We start from the raw sequence: 23,944 nt of genomic DNA on the forward strand, positions 1-23,944 counted from the left end.
TTTTTGTTGACAGAACACTGATCTTTCGATAAGATGGGAAATATTTAGAGGGATGATGAGCCGGAAAGGGGAAATCTGCATTAAGAATTGTTCAGAACTTTTTCAGGAACGGTTAAGATCTGCCGTTGATAATAGAAGTATCAGAGGAAGCAGATATAAAGATACATAACAAAGCAGCCTTTGAAACAGAAAAAGAAAGTGAGGAACAGATTTTATGCAGGAACAGAAAAAAGAAAAAGGAAAAAAAGGATTTGTAAAGAAAGGCCTCATTCTGGCACTGGTTGGAGCAATGGTGTTTGCCATGGCAGCATGTGGAGGAAAAGATGATAAAAAGTCCACAGCAAAAAGCACTGCCGGGAGCAGCTCAAGCTCCGAAAAAAAAGATTCCGATAAGAAAGGCGCTGAATCTGAAAAAAAGGACTCCGATAAGAAAGTCACTGAATCTGAAAAGAAGGACTCCGATAAGAAAGGCGCTGAATCTGAAAAGAAGGACTCCGATAAAAAAGTCACTGAGTCTGAAAAGAAGGATTCCAAAAAGAAAAGCGGGAAAACTTCAAAGAACAACAAAACAAGAGGAAAAGCATCCGGGAATACGAAATCAGGAAAGACGGGTTCAGGAAAGAGTTCAAAATAATAAGAACAGGAATCAAAACAGGTGATACAGGGTGTGCTTCTTTCGGGAGGCGGACCCTGTTGTTTTGTCAGAGTGAGTGTAAGGTGAGTAAATGGAACGGATTTTAATGATTGAAGATGATGAAGACATCAGGGAAGGAGTGAGGATTCTTCTTGAAGGAGAAGGTTATGAAGTGCTTGAGGCAAAGAATGGGAGGGAAGGTCTGCAGCTGCTGGCAGAGGGGCCTGATCTTGTGATTCTGGACATCATGATGCCCGGGATGTCCGGACTGAAGACATGTGAAGAGATCCGGAAAATTTCGTATGTACCGGTACTGTTTCTGACCGCAAAAGCGCAGGAATCGGACAAACTGATCGGATTCATGGCAGGCGGGGATGATTATCTTCCGAAGCCGTTTTCCTATTCGGAACTTCTTGGAAGAGTCAAGGCTTTGATCCGCAGATGGAAAACATACCGCGGAAAGGAACCGGATCGAAAAAAGGACACGTATCTGGAACAGGCCGGAATCCGTTTGAATGAAATGTTTAATGAAGTTTTTGTCCGGGGTGGAAGTACAGAGCTTTCCGAAATTGAATATCAGATTTTAAAACTGATGATGCAGCATCCGGGGAAGATTTTTTCGGCCCAGAATCTTTATGAAAGTGTCTGGGATGAACCATATTTTTACAATTGCAATGGTACGGTAATGGTGCATATCCGGAAACTACGGGTAAAAATAGAGGAAGATCCGAAAAATCCACAGAGAATTCAGACTGTATGGGGGAAGGGGTACCGATTTGGATAATGGGAAGAAAAAAATTCATTCATTATATTTTGAACTGATCCGCCTGCTTCTGGTATCAGCAACAGTTTCTCTTTTGTTTTTTTTCATATTGAACCGGGCGGGGGAAAATCTGCTTACATTTTATTTTTATGAAAGTGATTATGTACAGAAAGCAAGTGACCATTCCATCAAAAATCTCCAGGAATATGTTACAGAAAACCATGTTTCCTCCAATGATTCTGAAAAGCTGACGAAATGGGTGAATGAACAGAAAATCGTTGCAATCAGTGTCTATAAGGAGGAACTTCTGACATATGATTCTCTGTATCCGGATGAAGAAGTGGAGAATGCCGCAATAGAAGGCGGGTATTATGAGTGGGAGTCTTACTATACAGTTGAATTTTCGGACGGAACCGCAGATGTATTTCTGTATGGATTCTTTTCCTACCAGTTTTACAGCTATGCGCTGATTGCCGAGATTCTGCTTGCTGTGGCGTTGTTTATTATGACAGCGGTACTGGGGATCCGTAAACCTGTAAAATATATTGGAAAGCTGAAAGAAGAATGTGAGATTCTGGGAAATGGCGATCTGGAATATCAGATTTCGGTAATAGGAAAGGATGAGCTTGCCGATCTTGCGTCCGGAATGGATCACATGCGCAGGGCTTTGAAAGAAAGTATAGAAAAAGAAGAAGAACTGTCCCGGGCAAATCGGAGAATGATTACGGAAATGTCCCACGATCTGAGAACACCGCTCACTTCTTTGCTTCTCTATACAGATATTCTGGCGAAAAAAGAGATCCATGATATGGAGCAGATCCGGGAATACATCCGCAAAATTGACCGGAAAGCCCACCAGATCAAAGTCATGTCGGACCATATTTTTGAGTATGCCCTCGTAACAGAAGATATGGAAGTCAGGACCGGAGAGCCGGAAAGCCTGGACAGCATCTTTTATGATCCGCTCTCTGAGATGGCGGGGTATCTGGAAGATAAAGGCTACAGAGTCGATGTCGAATGGAAAGACGAGGATGGGAAAATCTGCGTGGATCCAGAATACATCAACCGGATTCTGGATAATCTCGTCTCTAATATTGTAAAATACGCAGATCCGGAAGAACCTGTCCGGATTCGGACAGTCTGCAGGGATTCCTGTCTGGGGATCTGTTTTTCCAACCGGATCTTGCGGGAAACGGACGAAAGAAAAGAGAGTACGAAAATCGGGCTTCACAACATTCGGAAGATGATGAAAAAAATGCGGGGAGTTTCCGAGGTATGTCAGGAAGACGGCATGTTCTTTCTGACGATACTCTTTCCAAGAACAGAAGAATAGAGCAAATCCTGCCGGGAGATATGATGTTTCCACAGGCAGGATTTTTTCGTGTACCCGGGAAAGTTCTGAACAAAAAAAGGAGGAGCCGTCCTGGCGGCTCCTGAAGGAAGAGAGAAAAATCTATCTAAAAAAATCTAAATGTCTAGGCGAAGGACAACAATCACAAAGAATTAGGAACTCTTTCCAACTGTTGTCTTCTTCTTCTCTGAAGATGTTTATAGTATAGCGCACAAATGTGAGTAATTTATGTCTCCGCGATGAAGGATTTATAAAAGAACTTAAGAAAATATAAACATCATCTGAATGATTTGGAAAGCTTGCAGATACAATAAAAGGAAACAGGTTTTCCGGAGGATGAAGAAGTGAGAAAGAAGAGAAGAATAGTCATATATCTGTTTGTTCTGGCGCTTTTGGCAGGTATGTCTGTTATCTGGATTCTGGGCAGAAAAGCAGAGAATCCGGAACAGAATAATACGGAAACAGTATCCGGAAACATGGAGGTGCACTTTCTGGATGCAGGACAGGGGGACAGCATTCTTGTGCGGTCGGAGAATGAAAATTTACTGATTGATGCAGGGACCAATGAGGATGAAGAAATGGTCGTTTCCTATTTAAAAGAACAGGGGGTAGAAAAGCTTGATTATGTCATTGCCACACATCCTCATATTGATCATATCGGCGGGATGGATGCTGTAATTGAAACCTTTCCGGTGGGAACCTGTTTCCTTCCGGAAGAAACGTATGATACAGAAAGCTTTCAAGAAGTTCTTACCGCGCTGGATGAAGCGGACGTAAAGATCAGACATCCTGAGTTTATGGAAAACTATGAAATAGGAAGCGGCAGATTTGTATTTATCACGCCGGATTCTGAAAAACAGTATGAAGATATCAACGATTCATCACTCGGGATTCGTCTGACAAATGGTGTACACAGCTTCCTTTTATGCGGAGACATCAGTCAGAGAATCGAAAAAGAGATCCTGAAATCCGGGATCTCAATCCGCTCGGATGTCATGAAACTGAATCATCATGGAAGCCGGGACGCCAACTCATGGAAGTTTTTAAAAGCGGCATCTCCTTCTTTTGTCGTGATAACCTGCGGCACCAGAAATGAGTTCGGACATCCACATGAGAAAGTCATGAAACGGGTGGAGAAACTGGGGGCAGGTGTTTTCCGGACCGACCTTCAGGGAACCATCGTGTTTGAAAGTGACGGGGAAACTCTGAAATGCAGCACCGGTCCGGAGGAAGGAAGCAGAAAATAAGATTGTACACAAAAAGGACATAATTATCTGTTAAAATACAGAAAATAGATAGATTATCGAGAAGAAGGGATGAATTGTTTATGGAGCATATTAAGATACTGGTGGTGGATGACGAAAGCAGAATGCGCAAGCTTGTCAGAGACTTCCTGGAAAGAGCCGGATTCCAGGTGCTTGAAGCAGGAGACGGGATGGATGCGCTGGATGTTTTTTACGATAATCAGGATATCGGACTTATTATTCTGGATGTGATGATGCCGAAGATGGATGGATGGGAAGTATGCAGGGAGATCCGCAAGGAGTCCAAAGTTCCGATCATCATGCTGACGGCAAGAGGAGAAGAGCGGGATGAGCTGAATGGGTTTGAACTTGGCGTCGATGAGTACATTTCCAAGCCGTTCAGTCCGAAAATCCTTGTGGCCCGTGTCAATGCGCTCTTAAGAAGGACGAGCGGACTTGCCATGGATCAGACGGTTTCTGCAGGAGGTATTGAGATTGACAAGGCAGCCCATATCGTGAAAATTGACGGCAATCCGGTCGATTTAAGTTTCAAGGAGTTTGAGCTTCTTACCTATTTTATGGAAAATCAGGGGATTGCCCTGTCCAGAGAGAAGATTTTGAACAATGTATGGAACTACGATTATTTCGGAGATGCCAGAACGATTGATACTCACGTGAAGAAGCTTCGAAACAAGCTGGGGGACAAAGGCGAGTATATCCGGACCATCTGGGGGATGGGCTACAAATTTGAGGTTGCAAAATCATGAAAAAATTTGGAGCAAAGCTCTCTATCCGAAAAAAGATGATGTTCATTTTTGTCGGACTGATTCTTTTTCTTCTGATTCTTCTTGTGTTTGTAAACGGTACATTTGCAGAATGGTACTATATGGCAAATAAACGGTCGGACTTAGTGAGTATTTATAAGGAAATCAGTAAGGTGCAGGAGAAGGATCTTCTGGGAAACGACTCGGAAGTGCTGAAACTGAACCGTATGACCGAGAGAAATAATGTTTCCGTCCTTTTGATTGACAGTTCCATGAGGGTACAGTATGCGAACGTCTATGATGTGAGCATCCTGATAGATCAGGTTCAGGATTATGTGCTCGGCAACAAGCCGCCGCTGCTTGACAGCGGGGACTACCTGATTACAAGGGCGAGAGATGTGATGAGCGGAGCGGAATACCTGGAAATGTGGGCACAGTTTGATAATTCCAATTATCTGCTGATGCGGTGTTCCCTTGACAGTATCCGCTCTAATGTGTCGATTTCCAACCAGTTTATTTTCTATATCGGTATTCTGATTCTTGCGATTGGAATTATTCTTGTCTGGTTTTTCTCAAGAAGAATTTCGGAGCCGCTTCTGGAACTGGCGGAGCTGTCAAAAAAGATGGCAAAGCTTGATTTTGACGCAAAATATACAAGAGGCGGAGCAGACGAGATCGGAATTCTTGGAGAAAGTTTTAATACGATGTCAGATGAGCTGAAAGACAAGATTTCCGAATTAAAGACAGCCAACTATGAACTGCAAAGAGACATCAAAAAGAAGGAACAGGTAGAGACCATGCGTACAGAGTTTATCGGGAATGTATCGCATGAACTGAAAACACCGATTGCACTGATCCAGGGATATGCGGAAGGTTTGAAAGACGGGATCACGGATGATCCGGAAAGTATGGAGTTTTACTGCGATGTCATTATTGATGAGGCCAACAAGATGAACAGGATGGTGAAAAACCTTCTGACGTTGAACCAGCTGGAACAGGGCAGAGACGATACCCAGTTTGAACGGATCGATATCACAAGCCTGATCCGGGGTGTGGTGCAGAGCCTTGAAATCATGGCAAAGCAGAAAGAAGCGGATATCCGTATGAATACCCAGGAGCCGGTTTTTGTATGGGCAGATGAGTTCAAGGTAGAACAGGTTGTGCGAAACTATGTAAGCAATGCCCTGAACCATGTGAATGAAAACCGGATCGTGGATATCCGGATTGAAGAGCGGGACGGTAAGATACGGATCAGCGTCTTCAATACAGGGGAGCCGATACCGGAGGAGGATATCGAACACATCTGGGAGAAATTTTATAAAGTGGACAAGGCAAGAACCAGAGAATATGGAGGAAATGGAATCGGACTTTCGATTGTCAAGGCCATCATGGAATCCTTCCATCAGAATTACGGGGTAAAAAATTATGAAAACGGAGTACAGTTCTGGTTTGAACTTGACAAAAAGTAAAAATGCGGGCGCGTCCCGCATTTTTACATTTTCTTTTTGAAAGGGGTGTGTTAAACTTAGAAAGATAAGGAGTGGATAACAATGATTGCATTGATTGATTATGACGCAGGAAATATGAGAAGTGTGGAGAAGGCGCTTGATTTTCTTGGAGAGAAGCCGGTTGTCACACGAAAACGAGAGGAGATACTGGGAGCAGACCGGATTATCCTTCCGGGAGTCGGGTCTTTTGGAGACGCGATGCACAATCTGGAAGCATTTGGACTGACAGAGGTGATCAAAGAGGCGGTAGAAAAGAAAATTCCGCTGCTTGGAATCTGCCTTGGCATGCAGGTCCTTTTTGAAAAGAGCGAGGAAAGTCCGGGCGTGAAAGGTCTTGGAATTTTAGAAGGTGAGATTGTCAGGTTCCCGAAGACGGAAGGGCTTAAGATTCCGCATATGGGCTGGAATTCTCTTTCCTGTTCGAAGGACGGCAGGCTGTTTGAGGGACTTGAGGAGAATCCTTATGTATATTTTGTCCACTCATACTATCTGAAAGCGAAAGATCCAAAGATCGTAAAAGCAACTGCCGAATATGGAGTGACGATTCATGCCTCGGTGGAGAAGGGCAGCGTCTTCGGATGCCAGTTCCACCCGGAAAAGAGCGGCGGGACAGGGCTTCATATTCTGAAAAATTTCATAGAAAGACAGGGGGAGTAGCAGATGTTTACGAAGAGAATTATTCCATGTCTGGACGTGAACAATGGACGGGTTGTAAAGGGAGTCAACTTTGTAGATTTAAGAGACGCCGGAGATCCGGTGGAAGTCGCAAAGGTTTATGATAAAGAAGGGGCGGACGAACTGGTATTTCTGGATATTACCGCTTCCTCTGATGCAAGAAATACAGTCGTTGACATGGTAGAACAGGTGGCTGAGAATGTCTTTATTCCGTTTACGGTTGGCGGCGGAATCCGTACAGTGGAGGACTTCCGGACGATTTTAAGAGCCGGGGCGGACAAGATTTCCATCAATTCCTCTGCGCTGAATACTCCGGATCTGATCTCGGACGCGGCGTACAAATTCGGGAGCCAGTGCGTGGTGGTCGCCATCGACGCGAAGAAGCGTGCGGATGGAAGCGGATGGAATGTATACAAAAACGGCGGAAGGATCGACACCGGCCGGGATGCTGTGGAGTGGGCCATGGAGGCCGAGCGGCGCGGCGCAGGGGAAATTCTTCTGACGAGTATGGACGGAGACGGGACGAAGGCAGGATATGACCTGAACGTGACAAGACAGATTGCGGATGCGGTGTCGATTCCGGTGATTGCTTCCGGAGGAGCAGGAGAGCTGTCCCATTTCTATGACGCGTTCAGCGAGGGACATGCGGATGCGGCTCTGGCGGCATCGCTGTTCCATTATAAAGAGCTTACGATCCGGGAAGTCAAGGAGTATCTGAGGGACAAAGGAATCCCGGTCAGACTTTGATGTGAGGAGGCAGCATGGCAGCAATTCAGAATGACTGGCTGGATGCTCTGAAGGAGGAGTTCAGACAGCCTTACTATAAAAAATTATTTCAGACGGTCAACGAGGAGTACCGGACGAGGCAGATTTTCCCGCCGGCGGACGACATTTTCAATGCGTTCCACCTGACGCCGCTTCATGAGGTGAAGGTGGTGATACTGGGACAGGATCCGTATCACGGAGAGGGGCAGGCACACGGGCTCTGTTTTTCCGTAAGACCGGGAGTGGACATTCCGCCTTCTCTTGTCAATATTTATCAGGAGCTTCACGATGATCTGGGATGCACGATCCCGAATCACGGATGCCTCACCAAATGGGCGAAGCAGGGAGTGCTGCTTTTGAATACGGTACTGACAGTACGGGCGCATCAGGCCAATTCCCACAAGGGAATCGGATGGGAAGAGTTTACGGACGCGGCGATCCGGAAATTAAATGAGCAGGACCGGCCGATCGTCTTTATGCTGTGGGGAAGACCGGCCCAGGCGAAGAAATCCATGCTTCACAATCCTAAGCATCTGATTCTGGAGGCCCCGCATCCGAGTCCGCTTTCCGCATACCGGGGATTTTTCGGAAGCAGGCCGTTCAGTCAGGCCAACCGGTTTCTGGAGGCACAGGGGGTAGAGCCTGTGGACTGGCAGATTGAGCCGATGTAAGAAAAGGGAGTATGATGTATGAGCAGAAAAATTGATTGTATGGAGACAGAGTGCTGTGACTGTATCGAGATCCACGGGGACTGTATCAAGAAGGTCATGGAACGGATGCCTGCGGAAGAGACACTGAATGATCTGGCCGCCCTGTTTAAGGTGTTCGGAGATCCGACGAGAGTGAAGATTCTCTATGTGCTCTTTCAGTCAGAGCTTTGTGTCTGTGATCTGGCGGAGGTACTGCATATGACACAGTCTGCGATTTCGCATCAGCTTCGGATTTTAAAGCAGATGAAACTGGTTAAGAGCAGACGTGAGGGGAAGACGGTGTTTTATTCGCTGGCGGATGATCATATCCAGACAATTATGAATCAGGGAATGGAACACATTCTGGAATAAGAACAGGGAATCATAAAGAAAGATAAGGGTGATAAGGGAAATGAAAAAGCGAATTGGAATGATAATGGCGGCATGCCTGCTTTCATTTACGATGACAGGATGTGCCACACAGATTGATAAAGGGAAATCCCTTCTTGAAGAGGGAAAGTATGAGCAGGCCGCCGAGGCTTTTGAAAAAGCTTCGAAGGATTCCGATATGGAACAGGAAGCATACCGGGGGCTTGGCATCAGCTATTACGAGCTGGAGCAGTATGACAAGGCGGTTTCCGCCTTTGAGTCGGCACTTGAGAAAGGGGCCGAGGCAACGCCGGAGCTTTATAATCTGCTTGGAATTTCGTATATGCAGAGCGGCCAGTATGAAAAAGCGGCAGACTCTTTTGAGACCGGCAGCCAGATGGAAGGCGCCGGGGATGATTTGAAAAAGGAAATGGCCTACAATCAGATCTTCTCTCTGGAAAAGGCAGGAAAGTATACAGAAGCCAGAGCAAAGGCGGATGCATATCTTCAGACCTGGCCGGATGATGAAGATGTGAAAAAAGAGGCAGAGTTTTTAGAAACACAGGCGGGAAATGAATGATTGAGACAGGAAGGAAAAAGGAAAAGGTAATTCTTGTGGCGGCGGCTCTGGATGATCTGGAAAAGGCAGAGCAGTCGCTGGATGAGCTTGGCGAACTGGTAAAGACAGCGGGAGCGGAAGTGGCAGGACAGATGATCCAGCTAAGAGACGCGGTTCACCCGGGGACTTATATCGGAAGCGGGAAGCTCGACGAGTTAAAGTGGCTTGTATGGGAAAAGGAAGCGGACGGCATTGTCTGTGATGATGAGCTAAGCCCCTCACAGATCAACAATCTGGAGGAAGTGCTGGACTGTAAGATTATGGACCGGACGCTTGTGATTCTCGATATTTTTGCGGCCAGAGCATCGACTAAAGAGGGAAAGATTCAGGTAGAACTGGCCCAGTTAAAATACCGGCAGTCGAGACTGACCGGACTTGGAAAGAGTCTTTCCAGGCTCGGTGGAGGAATCGGGACAAGAGGACCGGGAGAGAAGAAGCTGGAGATGGACCGGAGACTGATCAAAAGCCGGATCGCCCAGCTGAACCGGGAACTTGCGGATGTCCGCAGACACCGGGAGGTGACAAGGGAGCAGCGAAGCAGAAACCATATGCCGGTCTGTGCGCTTGTGGGATATACCAATGCCGGAAAGTCTACGCTGTTAAATACACTGACAGGTGCATCGGTGCTGGAAGAGGACAAGCTGTTTGCAACACTGGATCCGACAACCAGAGTGCTGAATCTTCCGGGAGGCCAGAAGATTCTTCTTACCGATACGGTCGGATTTATCAGCAAGCTTCCGCATAACCTGATCGAGGCATTCCGCAGTACGCTGGAAGAGGCAAAGTATGCGGATGTGATTCTCCATGTGGCGGACATGTCCAATCCACAGATGGATGAGCAGATGTATGTAACCTATGAGACACTGGAAGAACTCGGAGTATTGAACAAGACCGTGATCACGGTGTTTAATAAATGTGACAAAGCAGGAGAAGACCTTTTGATCCGGGATTTCAAGTCGGATGCAAGAGTCGTGGTCTCTGCAAAGACAGGGCAGGGACTGGATACGCTGAAAGAGATTCTGGAAGACTGGATCAGAGAACAGAGAATGGAGATTAAGCGTCTTTATCCGTATGCGGAGGCAGGAAAGATTCAGATGATCCGCGCCTACGGAGAAGTGACGAAAGAAGAGTATCAGGCGGATGGAATCTATATTGAAGGATTCGTTCCGAGAGAACTGTACGGAAAAGTGAATTAGGAGAATGTCATGGCATTACAGTTTATTTTTGGGAGTTCCGGTTCAGGGAAGTCCCATTCTCTATATCAGAAGACAGTAGAAGAAGCGGCAGCAAATCCGGAGAAGACTTATATTGTTCTCGTGCCGGAGCAGTTTTCCATGCAGACTCAGAAAGATCTTGTGGAGGCAAGCCCGAATCATGCGATCATGAATATTGATGTGTTAAGTTTTGGAAGGCTTGCTTATCGTGTCATGGAAGAGACCGGGGGAAACGACCGGATTGTTCTGGATGACGAGGGGAAAAATCTGATTCTCCGGAAGATTGCGGGGGATTATGAGGACGATTTGACTGTCCTTCGTGGAAATCTGAAGCGGCAGGGGTATATCAGCGAAGTGAAATCGGTCATTTCCGAGTTTACCCAGTACGATATTGGAGAAGAAGAGCTTGACCGGATGATGGAGCAGGCGGGGGAAGGAACCTCGCTTTATTATAAGCTTTCTGATTTGAAGAAGGTGTACGAAGGCTTCTATGCCTATCTGGAGGAAAAATATATCACAAGAGAGGAGATTCTGGATCTGCTCTGCGAGAGGGTGCCGCAGTCTGCCATTCTGCGGGACAGCATCATTGCGCTGGACGGTTTTACCGGATTTACCCCGGTTCAGAACCGGCTGCTGGAGCAGCTTCTCAAGGTGTGTCAGGAGGTCCGGGTGACAGTGACGATTCCGAAGAATGAGAATCCTTATCTTTATCAGGGACCGTACCAGCTGTTTTCTCTCAGTAAAGAGATGACGACAAAGCTCCTTGCCATCTGCCGGGAGAAGAAGATTACGGTGAACGATCCCGTATGGATGGAGGGAGCGGTTCCGTACCGGTTCCGTGAAAATGCTCCGATGGCCTTCCTGGAACGACATCTTTTCCGCTACGGCAAGGCCCGTTACGAAGAAGAACAGGACCGGATCCGGATCTGCCATGCGGCAACGCCGGGGCAGGAAGTGGAAGCGGCAGCAAGAAAGATCCGTTCCCTTGTCCGGACAAAGGGATGGAGATACCGGGATTTTGCGGTGATCGTGCCGGATCTGTCCGCTTATTCGGATGATATCCGGACAATTTTTTCCGAATACGGGATTCCGGTATTTGCAGACCAGAAACGAAGTGTGCTGTTAAATCCATTTGTAGAATACGTCCGCAGTGTGACGGCCATGATCCAGAAGGGATTTACCTACGAAAGCGTATTCCGGTTTCTGAGGACGGGCCTTAGCGGATTTACGATGGAGGAAGTTGACACACTGGAAAACTATGTGCTTGCCCTTGGAATCCGGGGATACAAAAAGTGGCAGGGCGCCTGGATCCGGAAAAGCAAAGGGATGAGCGAAGAAGAGCTTGCAAAAGTCAATCATCTTCGTGTCCGGTTTATCGAAAAGGTGGACAGCCTTGTCTTCGTGTTGCGGCAACAGAAAAAGACGGTAAGGGACATTACGGAAGCGCTTTATGATTTTCTCGTGCAGGAAGGAATGTACGGGAAGGTTCGGGAGCAGGAACAGGTTTTTGAGAAGAGCGGCGAGGCCGCCCTTGCAAAGGAGTATTCTCAGGTTTACCGGATTGTCATCGATCTGTTTGATAAATTTGTAGCGCTTCTCGGGGAGGAGAAGGTTTCTCTGGAGGAATACGGGGAGCTTCTGGACGCCGGACTCGAGGAAGCGAAAGTCGGTGTCATTCCGCCGGGAATTGATGAAGTTATGGCCGGGGACATGGAGCGGACGAGGCTTACTGATATCAAAGCCCTGTTTTTCCTTTGCGCAAACGACAGCTTCCTTCCAGGGCAGCTTGGCTCGGGCGGGCTGCTCTCCGAGTATGACCGGGAGAAAATCCGGTCCGGAGGGACGGAACTTTCCGCCGGAGGGAAAGAACAGGCCTATATTCAGAAATTTTATCTGTACACGATGCTGACTAAACCACAGGAACTGCTGTACCTGTCTTATGCTTCGGTGGCGGCGGACGGGACTTCTCTCAGACCGTCTTATCTGATCCGGGATATTCAGAAGCTGTTTCCACGTCTGACTGTGACGCGGGAGGAGGAACGGACCCTGAAAGAGACGGAACTGACCGGGAAAAACGGTCTGGAACTTCTGATCCGGGGACTTCAGAATGAGGAGACGGAAGATCCGCAGTGGCAGGAGCTTTATGCCTGGTATAAAAAGGATTCGAAACGCAGTCAAACTCTGGAACAGGTGATGGAGGCACATTTTTACCGGATACCGGATGACCGTCTCTCAAAGAAGGCGGCAGAGATTCTTTACCGGGAAGGAATCGATAAAGGTGTGACCCGGCTGGAGAAGTATGCATCCTGCGCCTTTGCACATTTTATGGCCTATGGACTGCGGTTAAGTGAGCGGCAGGAGTATGAATTCAAACCTCTGGACTGGGGAAATCTTTTCCACAAGGCAATGGAGCATTTTGCGGGAAAGGCGGAAAGGCTGGATATCCCGGTTACGGATATTACCGACGAGATGCGCCGGGAAATGGTGGACGCCTGCGTGGAGGAAAGTATCATTGATTATGAAAATACCGTGCTTTACAGTACGAAGCGCCGGGAATATCTGATTACGAGAATGAAGAGGCTTGTGGACCGGACGGTATGGGCCCTGCTTCGTCAGCAGAAAATGGGAGATTTCCGGCAGACCGGGACAGAAGTCCGGTTTGAAGGAGGCGTCATCGACCGGATTGATACGTGCGAAGATGAGAATCAGGTTTATGTCAAAGTGACGGACTATAAGACCGGATCCAAGTCCTTTGATATCACGTCATTTTATTACGGTCTTCAGCTTCAGCTCGCCGTTTACATGAATGCAGCCCTGGAGCTGGAGCGGAAAAAGCATCCGAATAAGGAAGTAATTCCGGCGGGAATCTTTTATTATCAGATGAAGGATCCGATGGTTCCGAAATCCGACGAAGAGCAGGCCGAGGAGGAGCTGTTAAAAGAGCTCCGTCCCGATGGTCTTGTGAATTCCGATCCGGATGTTCTCGGACATCTGGATCATACGGGAGCGAAAAGTTCTCTTGCGGCGCCGTTTGGAAGGAACAAAGACGGAAGCGTTTCTAAAACCTCCCGGGCCGCGTCAAAGGCGGAATTCGGACTTCTGTCTTCTTATACAAAGAGGAAGACGAAGCAGCTTAAAGAAGAGATTCTGGAAGGAAATGTCAAAAAGGAGCCTTACGAACTGGGGATGAGCACCGGGTGCGATTACTGCCCGTACCACAGTATCTGCGGGTTTGATGAGAGAATTGAGGGGTGCGGATACCGAAGCCTTGTATCGAAGAAACGGGAGGAGATTTTCCGGCTGATTGCGCAGGAACTCTCGGAACAGGAAGGGGAGTGAGAATCATGGGATGGACAAAAGAACAGGAGCAGGTCATAGCGGCCAGAGGATGTAATCTTCTTGTTTCGGCGGCGGCAGGTTCCGGAAAGACCGCTGTCCTTGTGGAGCGGATCATTACCAGGCTGACGGAAGGGGAAAATCCTCTCGATGTGGATCAGCTTCTCGTTGTGACCTTCACAGAGGCAGCGGCAGCCGAGATGAAAGAGAGAATCCGCGGCGCCATTGAAAAAAAGCTGGAGACAGATCCGGACAATGCGCATCTGCAGCGGCAGGCAACGCTCATCCACCATGCAAAGATCACGACGATCCACAGCTTCTGCCTGTCCGTGATCCGGGATTATTTCCACACGATTGATCTGGAGCCGGGGTTTCGGACGCTGGAAGAAGGAGAACGAAAACTTCTGATGCAGGAAGTGATGGAAAACCTTCTGGAAGAGGAGTATGCAAAAGGGGAAAGCTCATTTACTGACTTTGTGGAGATGGCATCAACGGGAAGAGACGACAAAAAAGTCGAGGAGTTGATTCTGGAGCTCTACGAGTTTTCACGAAGCAATCCGGATCCGGAAGAATGGCTTCTGGACAGCATCGAAGGATATGAATCCGTCAAAAGCGAACCGTGGGATACGCTTCCGTTTGTTGAGGCGGCAGTGGAGCATACGAAGGCAACGCTGGAGGATATGGAAAGTGAACTGCGTTACGCGGCAGAGCTGTGTGAGGAGCCGGACGGACCGGCCGCATATGCCGATACGATTTCCTCGGATATCGGACTGATCCGCTCTCTGCGGTCAGAGGAGACCTTTGGGGAGCTTCAGGAGCAGATTGCGGGGGCGTCGTTCGCAAGGCTTGCGGCGAATAAAGATAAATCAGTTTCCGAGGAGAAGACGGCATTTGTCAAGTCCTTGCGGGATCAGGTTAAAAAGGAACTGTCCGCTCTGAAAGAACAGTTCTTCTATGAGACCGAGGCGGATTTAAAAGAGGATATGGAACAGGCAGCCCCGTTTGCCGGGGAGCTTGTGCGCCTGACAATTGCGTTTGGACGGGCTTTTGAAGAAAAGAAGAGAAATGCCGGTGTGATTGACTTTGGGGATATGGAGCAGTATGCGCTCCGGATCCTGAAAAAAGAAGAAATCGCCGAGGAATACCGGAAGAAATACGAAGAGATCATGATCGATGAGTATCAGGACAGCAACCTGATTCAGGAGACGCTTCTGATGCAGATTTCACGGATCAGTCATGGGCAGTACAATGTCTTTATGGTAGGGGATGTGAAGCAGAGCATCTACCGGTTCCGGCTTTCCAGGCCGGAACTTTTCATGGCAAAGTACGCATCCTATGAGACGGCCGGAGAGGGGGACCAGCGCAGAATTGACCTGCACAAAAATTTCCGCAGCCGGGGGGAAGTGCTGGATGCGGTCAATTTCCTGTTTTATCAGATCATGACAGTATCTCTTGGAAGAGTGGAGTACGACGAGCAGGCGGCCCTGTACGTGGGGGCACAGTTCGAGGAAAAGGAAGGATTTGATACGGAGATCCTGCTGATCGAAGAGGGAGAGTCGCTGGAGGCAAAAGAGCTGGAAGCGCGGGCTGTGGCGGCCCGGATCAAGGAGCTTCTGAAAAATACGGAGGTGCTGGACAAGGAGACCGGTGTCTATCGAAAGGCATCCTACAGAGATATCGTGATTCTTCTCCGAAGCCTCAAAGGGTGGACGGATGTCTTTTCGAAGGTGCTGAATGAGGAAGGAATTCCGACATTCTGCGGGACAAAGGAAGGATACTTCCAGACAAGGGAGATCAGTCTTCTTTTAGACTATCTGAAAATTCTGGATAATGAAAAGCAGGATCTTCCGCTTGCGGCAGTGCTTTCCTCCTGTTTTGGCGGACTGACAAATGAGGAGCTTGCAAGGATCCGGTGCGCGTATCCGGAAGAGCCGTTTTATCAGGCGGCGGCAGATTTTGCGAGGGACACAAAAGAGGAAAAACTTGTCGCGTTTTTTGAACAGGTACATCAGTTTCGGGAACAGGTGCCGTACACAGCGATTCATGAACTGCTGGAGCAGGTTGTATCTCAAACCGGATACCGGGACTATGTCCTTGCCATGCCGGGCGGCATACAAAGAAGAGCGAATCTGGATATGCTGATCGAGAAGGCAAAAGCGTATGAAAGCACGAGTTACAAAGGACTATTTCATTTCCTGCGGTACGTGGAGCAGCTGCAGAAATATCAGGTCGATTACGGGGAAGCCAATACAAGCGATGAGATGGCGGACACGGTGCGTCTCATGAGTATTCATAAAAGTAAAGGTCTGGAATTTCCGATCGTGATTGTCTCCGGAATGGGAAAGAAATTCAACACCCAGGATATCCAGAGAAAGGTGGTTATCCATCAGGATCTGGGGATCGGTGTGGATGCGGTTTATTTAAAAGAGCGGATGCAGGCCCCGTCCTTTTTGAAAAAGATGATCCAGAATGAAACGCGTTTGGAAAATCTGGGAGAGGAGCTCCGTGTCTTATATGTGGCACTTACAAGAGCAAAGGAAAAGCTTATTATCACCGGAACTCTGAAACATGCCGGGGAAAAGCAAAAGCAGTATGAGCGGGTGAAAAGCCAGACAGAGCGGCAGCTTTCCTTCGGGCTTTTGCAAAAGGCAGGAAGCTATCTGGACTTCCTGATTCCGGCGCTGGTCCGGCTAGATGATCCAGAATGGTCAGAGAAGGTGCCGATTCGTGTAGAAATGCTGACGGAAGAAGACGTGCTGATGGAATCCGTGATGGAGGAAGAAAGAAAACAGATCCGCAGGGAGGATATCGAAGCCATTGATCCGGAGCAGCTCTATGATGAGGAAATCCGGAATCATCTGATGGAAAGCTATCTCTTCCGGTATCCGTATGAAGAGGAAAGCCGGTGGAAGAGAAAGTTTTCTGTATCGGAACTGAAACGGGCGGCGCATGAGCCGCAGCCGGAAGAAGAGGAAAGTGTCCGTATGTTTGAGAAGCCGGAAGAAGAGATCATCCCAAAATTCCGGAAAGGGGAAACGAAGATCCGGGGAGCGGCAAGAGGAACAGCCTACCACCGGATTCTGGAACTTCTGGATTTTGGAAAATCCTATACCATGGAAACACTGGAAGAGGAAATCCGGCAGTTCGTGGAAGCGGAAAAAATCGATGAGGCATCCGCCGGGGCTGTGGAAAGAGAAGACATTCTGAAGTTCTTACAGTCGGACTGTGCGGCCCGGATGCAGAAAGCGGCACAGAACGGAAAGCTGAAAAAAGAGCAGCCGTTTGTGCTTGGCGTGGAAGCAGACCGGATTTATCCGGAAAACGGCGGAGAAAAAAGTGGAGAACTTCTGATTGTGCAGGGGATTATTGACCTGTTTTTCGAGGAAGACGGGGAAATCGTCCTGCTCGATTATAAGACTGACCGTGTCAGAACGGAAGAAGAACTGACAGGGCGTTACCGTATTCAGCTGGAATACTATCAGGAAGCTCTGGAAAAGAGTCTTGGAAAACATGTAAAAGAAAAACTGATCTATTCCTTTGCACTTGGAAAGGAGATCAGAGTATAGGAGGAAGCGATGATCTGGCAGTACCTGCTTTTGGTGATGGCGGCCTGGAACGTAATCGTACTGATATTGTACGGAATTGATAAATGGAAAGCAAAGCATGACAGATGGCGGATTTCCGAGGCAGCGCTCCTTGGAAGTGCCTTCTGCCTTGGAGGGGCGGGAGCTCTTTTAGGCATGACCGTTTTTCACCATAAGACAAAAAAATGGAAATTCCGGATTCTGGTACCGCTCTCTGTTGTTTTACAGGCGGCAGTTGTGTACGGAATCCTTCCGCGATAAAGGAGAGCAAAAGAAATGAAAATTGCACTGGTACAAAAAAAGGCAGTGCCGAATAATGTGAAAGCAAATCTGGATCTGGCTGTCCGTTATATGGAGGAAGCCGGGCGGGCAGGCGCGGATCTGGTGCTTTTCCCGGAAATGTGGTCGATTGGATATGCGCCGCCTTTTCCGGAGGCATTTGATGATCCCTTTCAGAAAGAAAGAGAAAAAGAGCGAAAGGCATGGATTTCTCAGGCGGTTGGAGAGGACAGTGCCTATATCCGGACACTCAGGGAGACGGCAAAGCGGCTCTCCGTCGGCGCAGTGATCACCGGTATGTATGAAGGGGAAAAAGGACCGCAGAATGAAGCATTTCTGATAGGAAGAGAAGGAGAAATCCTTCTTCGATATGCCAAGGTACATACGTGTGACTTTTCCCTGGAGGCGCTGTTACAGAGCGGAACGTCATTTGAAACCGCAGAATTTGACGGTGTCCGGATCGGAATCATGATCTGCTATGACAGAGAATTTCCGGAAAGTGCAAGGGTTCTCATGCTGAAAGGAGCAGAACTGATTCTTGTGCCGAATGCCTGCGACATGAATCCCGCCCGCCTGCACCAGCTGGAGGCACGTGCCTTTGAAAATATGACCGGAATTGCCATGGCCAATTATCCGGGCAGGGGATGGGGACAGTCCTGTGCGTTTTCTCCGGTTGTGTTCGGTGAAGATGGATATCAGGATCCGACAATTCTGATGGCATCGGAGGAGGAGGGGATTCTGATGGCGGAGTTTCCTATAGAAGAGATCCGGGAGTACCGGAAAAACGAAACATGGGGGAATGCCTACCGGAAAACCGGAGCCTATGAAAAGCTTCTGGATCCGGCTGTAGAAGAGCCGTTTATACGGACCCCACTGAAAAAGGAAAAGGAGGAAGGTTAAGATGCCGGGAGTTTGTTATGTGGCGCTGGGAGGAGCACTTGGCGCATCGGCAAGGTACGCACTGAGTCTTCTGCCGGTCAGGGGAGATTTTCCGGTCTGGACCTTCCTGACCAATCTGCTGGGCGCGGTGGTAATCGGTTTTCTGGCAGGAATACTGGCGGGGGAGGATCCTGATGTGTCAAAAAGACACGCATGGTTCTGGAAGACCGGATTCTGCGGAGGCTTTACCACATTTTCCACATTTTCGCTGGAAGCCTGGACGCTTCTGGAACAGGGAAAAATGCTGAGCGGAGGACTTTATATTGCCCTGAGTGTAATCTGCTGTCTGGCAGGTGTATGTCTTGGAAGAATGATTGCAGTTCAGGTGCGGGGATAGAAGACAGGAGAATCCTGGAAACGGGGTTCTCTTTTATTTTGCAGAAAAGTCCTTTGTGGCAGTCTTCAGAAAATCTTTCGCATTTCTTTTATATAAATTCATTGACGTACAATATTATGCGACGTATAATATAGAAAACGATATGATATAGGAGTCAATAAGTTTCGGGGAGGATACCCCGGCATATAAAAGGAAGTGAGGCTATGGTTTTTAATACCGGAGCAGCCCTTTTGGATGCAATTGTGCTGGCGGTTGTATCGCGGGAAGAAGAGGGGACATACGGTTATAAGATTACGCAGGATGTCAGAAAGGCGATTGACATTTCCGAATCCACACTCTACCCGGTGCTTCGCAGACTGCAGAAAGATGAGTGCCTGGAGGTCTACGACAGACAGTATGACGGAAGGAACAGACGGTATTATAAAGTAACTGACAAGGGAGCGGTCATGCTGGAGCTGTACAGATCCGAGTGGCTGAAATATTCAAAAAAGATTACTGATATTTTTGAGGGAGGAATGATTTGATGAATCGTCAGGAGTTTTTGGAAAGATTGAGAATACTTCTCGGCGATCTTTCAGAAGAAGAGCGGGAAGAGGCCGTCCAGTATTATGAAGACTATTTTGCGGATGCAGGACCGGAGATGGAGGAACAGATCATAAAAGAACTGGGAAGTCCGGAGAAAGTTGCCCTGATGATCCGGGAAGGATTAAGAGGGGAAGATGCAGGGGATGCGTACGCTGAGAATGGATTTTTTCAGAGCCGGTACGACGACAGAGAGGTGCCGGCTGACTATACGACAAGCAGCGGTTACACGGGAAAAGAGGAGTCGTACCGCGGATACGGAGACGGGCAGCCGGAGAGGAGGCCCTGGACCAGCAGGACATTAAAAATCATTTTGATCATACTTATTATCTGTGTAGGATTTCCTGTCGTGATTCCAATCGTCGGCGGAGCTGTAGCAGGGCTTTTTGGACTGATTGCAGGAGCCTTCGGAATCTTTTTTGCTTTTGTTATTTTTTCATTCTGCATTGCGGTTTGCGGAGTGGCGATGGCAGTGGCAGGAGTGACAGTAATGTTTTCTTCAATTTCAGCAGGATTCCTCGTCTGCGGAATCGGGCTTCTTTTGCTTTCCGCGGGAATTTTGCTTACCGTGTTCAGCGTCAGACTCTGCTGCGTTATGGTTCCGTCTATTTTCCGGGTGTTGACAGGAGTCACAAGGAGACTGTTTTACAGAGGAAAGGAGCGCGCATAGTATGAGAAAGAGGTGGAAAGGTGTTCTGATTACTTGTGGAATACTGGCTGTTCTGGGAGCGGGGATGTGTGTTTCGGCAGCAGCGATCGGAATAGACCGGTCAGAAATACCATCTGATTTTTTTCCGTATGTCAGATGGCTTCATGAAAATGACACAGAACATCACGAAAAAACAGGAGATACTGTATATTTCAAGAGTTTTTCGGGAATTCAAAGTCTGGATATCCGGGCAGAAGCAATGAAAGTCGAGGTAAAGACCAGTACGGACCAGTCCGGTCAGATACGGATTGACACAAGAGATGTGGATACGGAGTCCGAGCTGGAAGTGAAAAAAGACGGGACAAAACTTGTGGTTCGCTCAGAAAAGGAAAGAAATAATCATTGGCAGGATGACTCGGATGCTACGGTGATTATTACTGTACCGAAGAAGATTGAATTTGATAAGGTAAAAGGATATGCCGGTGCAGGATCTATATGGTTTGAGGAGATTCGATGCGAGAAGCTGGATCTCGATGTTGGCGCTGGAGCTGTAGAGGCAGATACATTTTCGGCAAGGAAGATAGAGATTGAATGTGATGCAGGAAGTGTAGAACTGAGCAGAGGGAACAGCCCGTCCGATACAGACGTTTCCTGTAATGCAGGAGGCATTACACTCGAACTTTCCGGGGACCGGTCTGAATACGATTATAAGATGAAGGTAAGTGCAGGAGATATCAGTATCGACGGTGAATCCGTTGCTTCGGGACTTCAGGAAAACTATGATCAGGACCATGGAACAGGGAAAAAGATCAAAGCTGACTGTATGGCAGGAAGCATCGAAATTGTATTTAAATAATTCGGGAAGAAACGGAGAACTCAGATAAACGGACAGGAGGAATGGAAGATATGGAACCGGAAAAAAGATTATACCGTTCAAATCATGACAGGCTGCTCTGCGGAGTGTGTGCAGGTGTGGCAGAATATTTCCACATTGATCCGACCATCATACGGCTGGGATACGTTTTGTTTACCTGCGCAAGTTTCGGGACAGGAGTCCTGGGATATTTCATCGCGGCCGTTGTGATGCCGGAGCGTCCGGAAGGCGTATAAAGAAGGAAAAGGATGGAAATACTCTCTCCATGAAAGGAGAGGGTATTTTTATGTCTCAGAAAAAAGAAAAGAAAATCAACTTAAGCGAACTGACAGAAGAGGAAAAGTTAAAATACGAGATTGCGGAAGAACTTGGACTTCTGGACCGGGTGATGAATGACGGATGGAAGTCTCTATCCTCGAAGGAGACAGGGAGAATCGGAGGAATGGTGAACCGAAGGAGGAGGGAAAAGAAAACCGGGGAGTGAATGGAAATACGCCAGGGGGCAAGCTCGGAAATCGGAGGGAGGGGAAATGGAAGAGGGAAGCGAAATGACCGATTTCCTCGCTTGATGGCTGTCGCCATACGCCCAGAAACATATGTACGCCGTCCAGCAAACGAGTTTGCTTTCCGTCGTCCAATGTTCCTGGGCCCCTGGCTTGTAGCTTTACAAAAGTGTTAATTTGTGTGAAGAGTTTGTGAGAATTGTTGAAATTCGGCTGGGGGTCTGCTATAATTGCCCGGTTAGGAATGATAGGTGATAGTATGTGTGAAAAGTTTGAGGTTTTAGGCGTACAATTAGACGGATATACAGCAAAAGAGGCAATGCAGGAAGCAATCCGCTATATGGAAACGGAACCGATCAGTACTATAGAGATCCTGGCCGGAAGTTCAGTAATCGAACTGACAGAAACAGGTGATCTTCGGGAGAAGATTGCACAGATGGATCTTCTTGTCGTGGGAGACAGGACACTTCTGGAGTTGTCGGGGGTGGAAGACAGGACGCTTCTTCGGGAGGCTGAAACGAATCTGTTTGTCAAGATGTTTCTCAGATATCTGAAAAAGGATCGTCGGAAAGTATTTCTGCTGGCGCCGGGAGACGACAAACAGGAAATTCTGAGGGAGTATCTGGAGCGGTACTATTCCGGAATTGAGATTTCCGGTGCCGAGATCGTTGAGGACAGGCCCGGAGTGAGTGATATGATTGTCAATAAGATCAATGGAGCTGAGATTGACTGTATCATTTCCGTGCTTCCATCTCCGCTTCAGGAAGATTTTATTGGCGAGAACAAGTCTGTGCTGGATGCCAGAATCTGGGTGGGCCTTGGTGAAGTAATTAAGAATATACAACAGAAAAATAATAAAAAAAGCCGACTGCAGGATTTTTTTGTAAAATTCAAACTGAAATCGGAAATAAAAAGGAAAGAAAAGGAACAGCAGGGGCAGTCGGGAAGCAAACAGTAATTTCGTCACAATGCACAGAGTCATGCAGTGGAAAGACCGGATGCGGGGAGAGGAAATGCATAAAAAAATGCTATTTCCTCTTTCTTTTTTTGTGAATTTATATTAGTATATAACATAGGTGAGTTTTAGAAAACGAAAGAAAAGAACAATGCGATTGTGAAAATTGCATACAAAAAATGGAGAAAAGAGGAGTCGGAATGATATCAAACCAGATACTACAGAATACCATTGAAGGATTAAAGGGAATAACGAGAATTGATTTATGTGTCATGGATATCGATGGGAAGGTGCTGGCATCGACATTCCCTGAAAACGGCGATTATGAGAATGCGGTACTTTCTTTTGTAGCATCTCCGGCCGACAGCCAGGTGATCCAGGGATATCAGTTCTTCAAGATTTTTGACGAACATCAGCTGGAGTACATCCTTCTTGCAAACGGAGGAAATGACGACGTATATATGATCGGAAAGATTGCGGCATTCCAGATTCAGAATCTGCTTGTCGCATATAAAGAGCGGTTTGATAAAGATAATTTTATCAAAAATCTTCTGCTGGATAATCTTCTTCTGGTGGATATTTATAACCGTGCCAAAAAATTGCATATTGACACTGACGTCAGACGTGTTATCTTTATTATTGAAACTTCTCACGATAAAGATACGAATGCACTTGACAATGTTCGTACTCTTTTTGGTGGAAAGACAAGAGATTTCATCACGGCCGTAGACGAAAAGAATATTATTGTCGTAAAGGAGCTTTCCGCGGGAGAAGGCTATGCCGAGATGGAAAAGGTTGCCGAAGAGATGCTTTCTATGTTAAAATCAGAAGGCGAAGAGGGGGCTCATATCGCATACGGTACGATCGTAAGTGATATCAAGGAAGTGTCAAAATCATATAAAGAGGCAAAGCTTGCTCTGGATGTCGGGAAGATCTTCTTTGAGGAGAAGGATATCATTGCATACAGCGCGCTTGGCATCGGCCGGCTGATCTACCAGCTTCCGATTCCGCTGTGCAAGATGTTTATCAGGGAGATTTTTGAGGGAAAATCCCCGGATGACTTTGATGAGGAGACGCTGACAACAATCAACAAGTTTTTTGAAAACAGCCTGAATGTATCTGAGACATCGAGACAGCTGTATATCCACAGAAATACACTGGTATACCGTCTTGACAAGCTTCAGAAGAGCACCGGGCTGGATCTTCGTGTGTTCGAGGATGCCATTACTTTCAAGATTGCGCTGATGGTAGTCAAATACATGAAGTATATGGAGACACAGGAATACTAAAAGGCAGCCAGATTACAAGGAG

Annotated in this window: 25 protein-coding genes; all 25 read left to right on the plus strand. The window is 47.5% G+C overall.

Annotated elements, in window-relative coordinates; translation table 11 throughout:
• Window positions 1-125: 125 nt before the first annotated feature.
• The 25 genes from B5G11_RS16875 to B5G11_RS05795 all read left to right on the plus strand — a co-directional run bounded on the left by B5G11_RS16875 (window position 126) and on the right by B5G11_RS05795 (window position 23,922).
• Complete coding sequence (locus B5G11_RS16875; RefSeq protein ID WP_255396393.1) at window positions 126-257, plus strand: hypothetical protein; 132 nt, start codon at window positions 126-128, stop codon at window positions 255-257.
• A 44-nt stretch (window positions 258-301) separates the two neighbouring features.
• Window positions 302-634 (plus strand): hypothetical protein, encoded by a 333-nt coding sequence (locus B5G11_RS05675; RefSeq protein WP_144289674.1) that lies wholly within the window; start codon window positions 302-304, stop codon window positions 632-634.
• 91 nt (window positions 635-725) lie between these two features.
• Window positions 726-1,418 (plus strand): response regulator transcription factor, encoded by a 693-nt coding sequence (locus B5G11_RS05680; protein WP_087252482.1) that lies wholly within the window; start codon window positions 726-728, stop codon window positions 1,416-1,418.
• Window positions 1,411-2,730 (plus strand): HAMP domain-containing sensor histidine kinase, encoded by a 1,320-nt coding sequence (locus tag B5G11_RS05685; RefSeq protein WP_087252483.1) that lies wholly within the window; start codon window positions 1,411-1,413, stop codon window positions 2,728-2,730. The genes B5G11_RS05680 and B5G11_RS05685 overlap by 8 nt, the downstream gene beginning before the upstream one ends.
• Window positions 2,731-3,092: 362 nt before the next feature.
• Complete coding sequence (locus tag B5G11_RS05690) at window positions 3,093-3,995, plus strand: ComEC/Rec2 family competence protein (RefSeq protein WP_087252484.1); 903 nt, start codon at window positions 3,093-3,095, stop codon at window positions 3,993-3,995.
• An 80-nt stretch (window positions 3,996-4,075) separates the two neighbouring features.
• The gene (locus B5G11_RS05695; protein WP_087169417.1) at window positions 4,076-4,759 is read left to right on the plus strand and encodes a response regulator transcription factor; all 684 of its coding nucleotides are present in this window, start codon (window positions 4,076-4,078) and stop codon (window positions 4,757-4,759) included.
• Window positions 4,756-6,225: a HAMP domain-containing sensor histidine kinase gene (locus B5G11_RS05700; protein ID WP_087252485.1), complete on the plus strand. Its 1,470-nt coding sequence runs from the start codon at window positions 4,756-4,758 to the stop codon at window positions 6,223-6,225. The genes B5G11_RS05695 and B5G11_RS05700 overlap by 4 nt, the downstream gene beginning before the upstream one ends.
• A gap of 81 nt (window positions 6,226-6,306) precedes the next feature.
• Window positions 6,307-6,921, plus strand: a complete 615-nt coding sequence (gene hisH / locus B5G11_RS05705) for an imidazole glycerol phosphate synthase subunit HisH (RefSeq protein WP_087169415.1) — start codon at window positions 6,307-6,309, stop codon at window positions 6,919-6,921.
• Window positions 6,922-6,924: 3 nt separating this feature from the next.
• The gene (gene hisF / locus B5G11_RS05710) at window positions 6,925-7,686 is read left to right on the plus strand and encodes an imidazole glycerol phosphate synthase subunit HisF (protein WP_087169414.1); all 762 of its coding nucleotides are present in this window, start codon (window positions 6,925-6,927) and stop codon (window positions 7,684-7,686) included.
• 14 nt (window positions 7,687-7,700) lie between these two features.
• Window positions 7,701-8,375, plus strand: a complete 675-nt coding sequence (gene ung, locus B5G11_RS05715; RefSeq protein WP_087169413.1) for a uracil-DNA glycosylase — start codon at window positions 7,701-7,703, stop codon at window positions 8,373-8,375.
• Between the two features lie 18 nt (window positions 8,376-8,393).
• The gene (locus tag B5G11_RS05720; protein ID WP_087169412.1) at window positions 8,394-8,765 is read left to right on the plus strand and encodes a metalloregulator ArsR/SmtB family transcription factor; all 372 of its coding nucleotides are present in this window, start codon (window positions 8,394-8,396) and stop codon (window positions 8,763-8,765) included.
• A gap of 40 nt (window positions 8,766-8,805) precedes the next feature.
• Window positions 8,806-9,342 carry a tetratricopeptide repeat protein gene (locus tag B5G11_RS05725; protein WP_087252486.1) on the plus strand — a complete coding sequence of 179 codons (537 nt, stop codon included), beginning with the start codon at window positions 8,806-8,808 and terminating at the stop codon, window positions 9,340-9,342.
• Window positions 9,339-10,577 (plus strand): GTPase HflX, encoded by a 1,239-nt coding sequence (hflX, locus tag B5G11_RS05730; RefSeq protein ID WP_087252487.1) that lies wholly within the window; start codon window positions 9,339-9,341, stop codon window positions 10,575-10,577. The genes B5G11_RS05725 and hflX overlap by 4 nt, the downstream gene beginning before the upstream one ends.
• A gap of 9 nt (window positions 10,578-10,586) precedes the next feature.
• Window positions 10,587-13,934 carry a helicase-exonuclease AddAB subunit AddB gene (addB, locus tag B5G11_RS05735; protein ID WP_087252488.1) on the plus strand — a complete coding sequence of 1,116 codons (3,348 nt, stop codon included), beginning with the start codon at window positions 10,587-10,589 and terminating at the stop codon, window positions 13,932-13,934.
• A 5-nt stretch (window positions 13,935-13,939) separates the two neighbouring features.
• Window positions 13,940-17,497, plus strand: a complete 3,558-nt coding sequence (addA, locus tag B5G11_RS05740) for a helicase-exonuclease AddAB subunit AddA (RefSeq protein ID WP_087252489.1) — start codon at window positions 13,940-13,942, stop codon at window positions 17,495-17,497.
• Between the two features lie 9 nt (window positions 17,498-17,506).
• A complete protein-coding gene (locus B5G11_RS05745) occupies window positions 17,507-17,776 on the plus strand; it encodes a DUF1294 domain-containing protein (protein WP_087252490.1) in 270 nt (89 codons plus the stop codon).
• Window positions 17,777-17,791: 15 nt separating this feature from the next.
• Window positions 17,792-18,694 (plus strand): carbon-nitrogen hydrolase family protein, encoded by a 903-nt coding sequence (locus B5G11_RS05750; RefSeq protein ID WP_087252491.1) that lies wholly within the window; start codon window positions 17,792-17,794, stop codon window positions 18,692-18,694.
• Window position 18,695: 1 nt separating this feature from the next.
• Window positions 18,696-19,070, plus strand: coding sequence for a fluoride efflux transporter CrcB (gene crcB / locus B5G11_RS05755; protein ID WP_087169405.1), 375 nt, complete (start codon window positions 18,696-18,698; stop codon window positions 19,068-19,070).
• A gap of 203 nt (window positions 19,071-19,273) precedes the next feature.
• On the plus strand, window positions 19,274-19,594 hold the full coding sequence (locus B5G11_RS05760) for a PadR family transcriptional regulator (protein WP_087169404.1): 321 nt from the start codon (window positions 19,274-19,276) through the stop codon (window positions 19,592-19,594).
• A complete protein-coding gene (locus B5G11_RS05765; RefSeq protein WP_087252492.1) occupies window positions 19,594-20,322 on the plus strand; it encodes a DUF1700 domain-containing protein in 729 nt (242 codons plus the stop codon). Before B5G11_RS05760 ends, B5G11_RS05765 begins: the two co-directional genes overlap by 1 nt.
• 1 nt (window position 20,323) lies before the next feature.
• Window positions 20,324-21,157, plus strand: coding sequence for a DUF4097 family beta strand repeat-containing protein (locus B5G11_RS05770; protein WP_087252493.1), 834 nt, complete (start codon window positions 20,324-20,326; stop codon window positions 21,155-21,157).
• 50 nt (window positions 21,158-21,207) lie between these two features.
• Window positions 21,208-21,411, plus strand: a complete 204-nt coding sequence (locus B5G11_RS05775; protein WP_087169401.1) for a PspC domain-containing protein — start codon at window positions 21,208-21,210, stop codon at window positions 21,409-21,411.
• Window positions 21,412-21,461: 50 nt separating this feature from the next.
• Entirely contained in the window at window positions 21,462-21,659 is a 198-nt protein-coding gene (locus B5G11_RS05780; RefSeq protein ID WP_087169400.1) for a small, acid-soluble spore protein, alpha/beta type, read from the plus strand.
• Window positions 21,660-21,937: 278 nt separating this feature from the next.
• Complete coding sequence (locus B5G11_RS05790; RefSeq protein WP_158099221.1) at window positions 21,938-22,636, plus strand: WecB/TagA/CpsF family glycosyltransferase; 699 nt, start codon at window positions 21,938-21,940, stop codon at window positions 22,634-22,636.
• 197 nt (window positions 22,637-22,833) lie between these two features.
• Window positions 22,834-23,922 (plus strand): helix-turn-helix domain-containing protein, encoded by a 1,089-nt coding sequence (locus B5G11_RS05795; RefSeq protein WP_087169398.1) that lies wholly within the window; start codon window positions 22,834-22,836, stop codon window positions 23,920-23,922.
• Window positions 23,923-23,944 lie beyond the last annotated feature (22 nt).

This window comes from Drancourtella sp. An57 (assembly GCF_002161525.1).
Lineage (GTDB): Bacteria > Bacillota > Clostridia > Lachnospirales > Lachnospiraceae > Sellimonas > Sellimonas catena.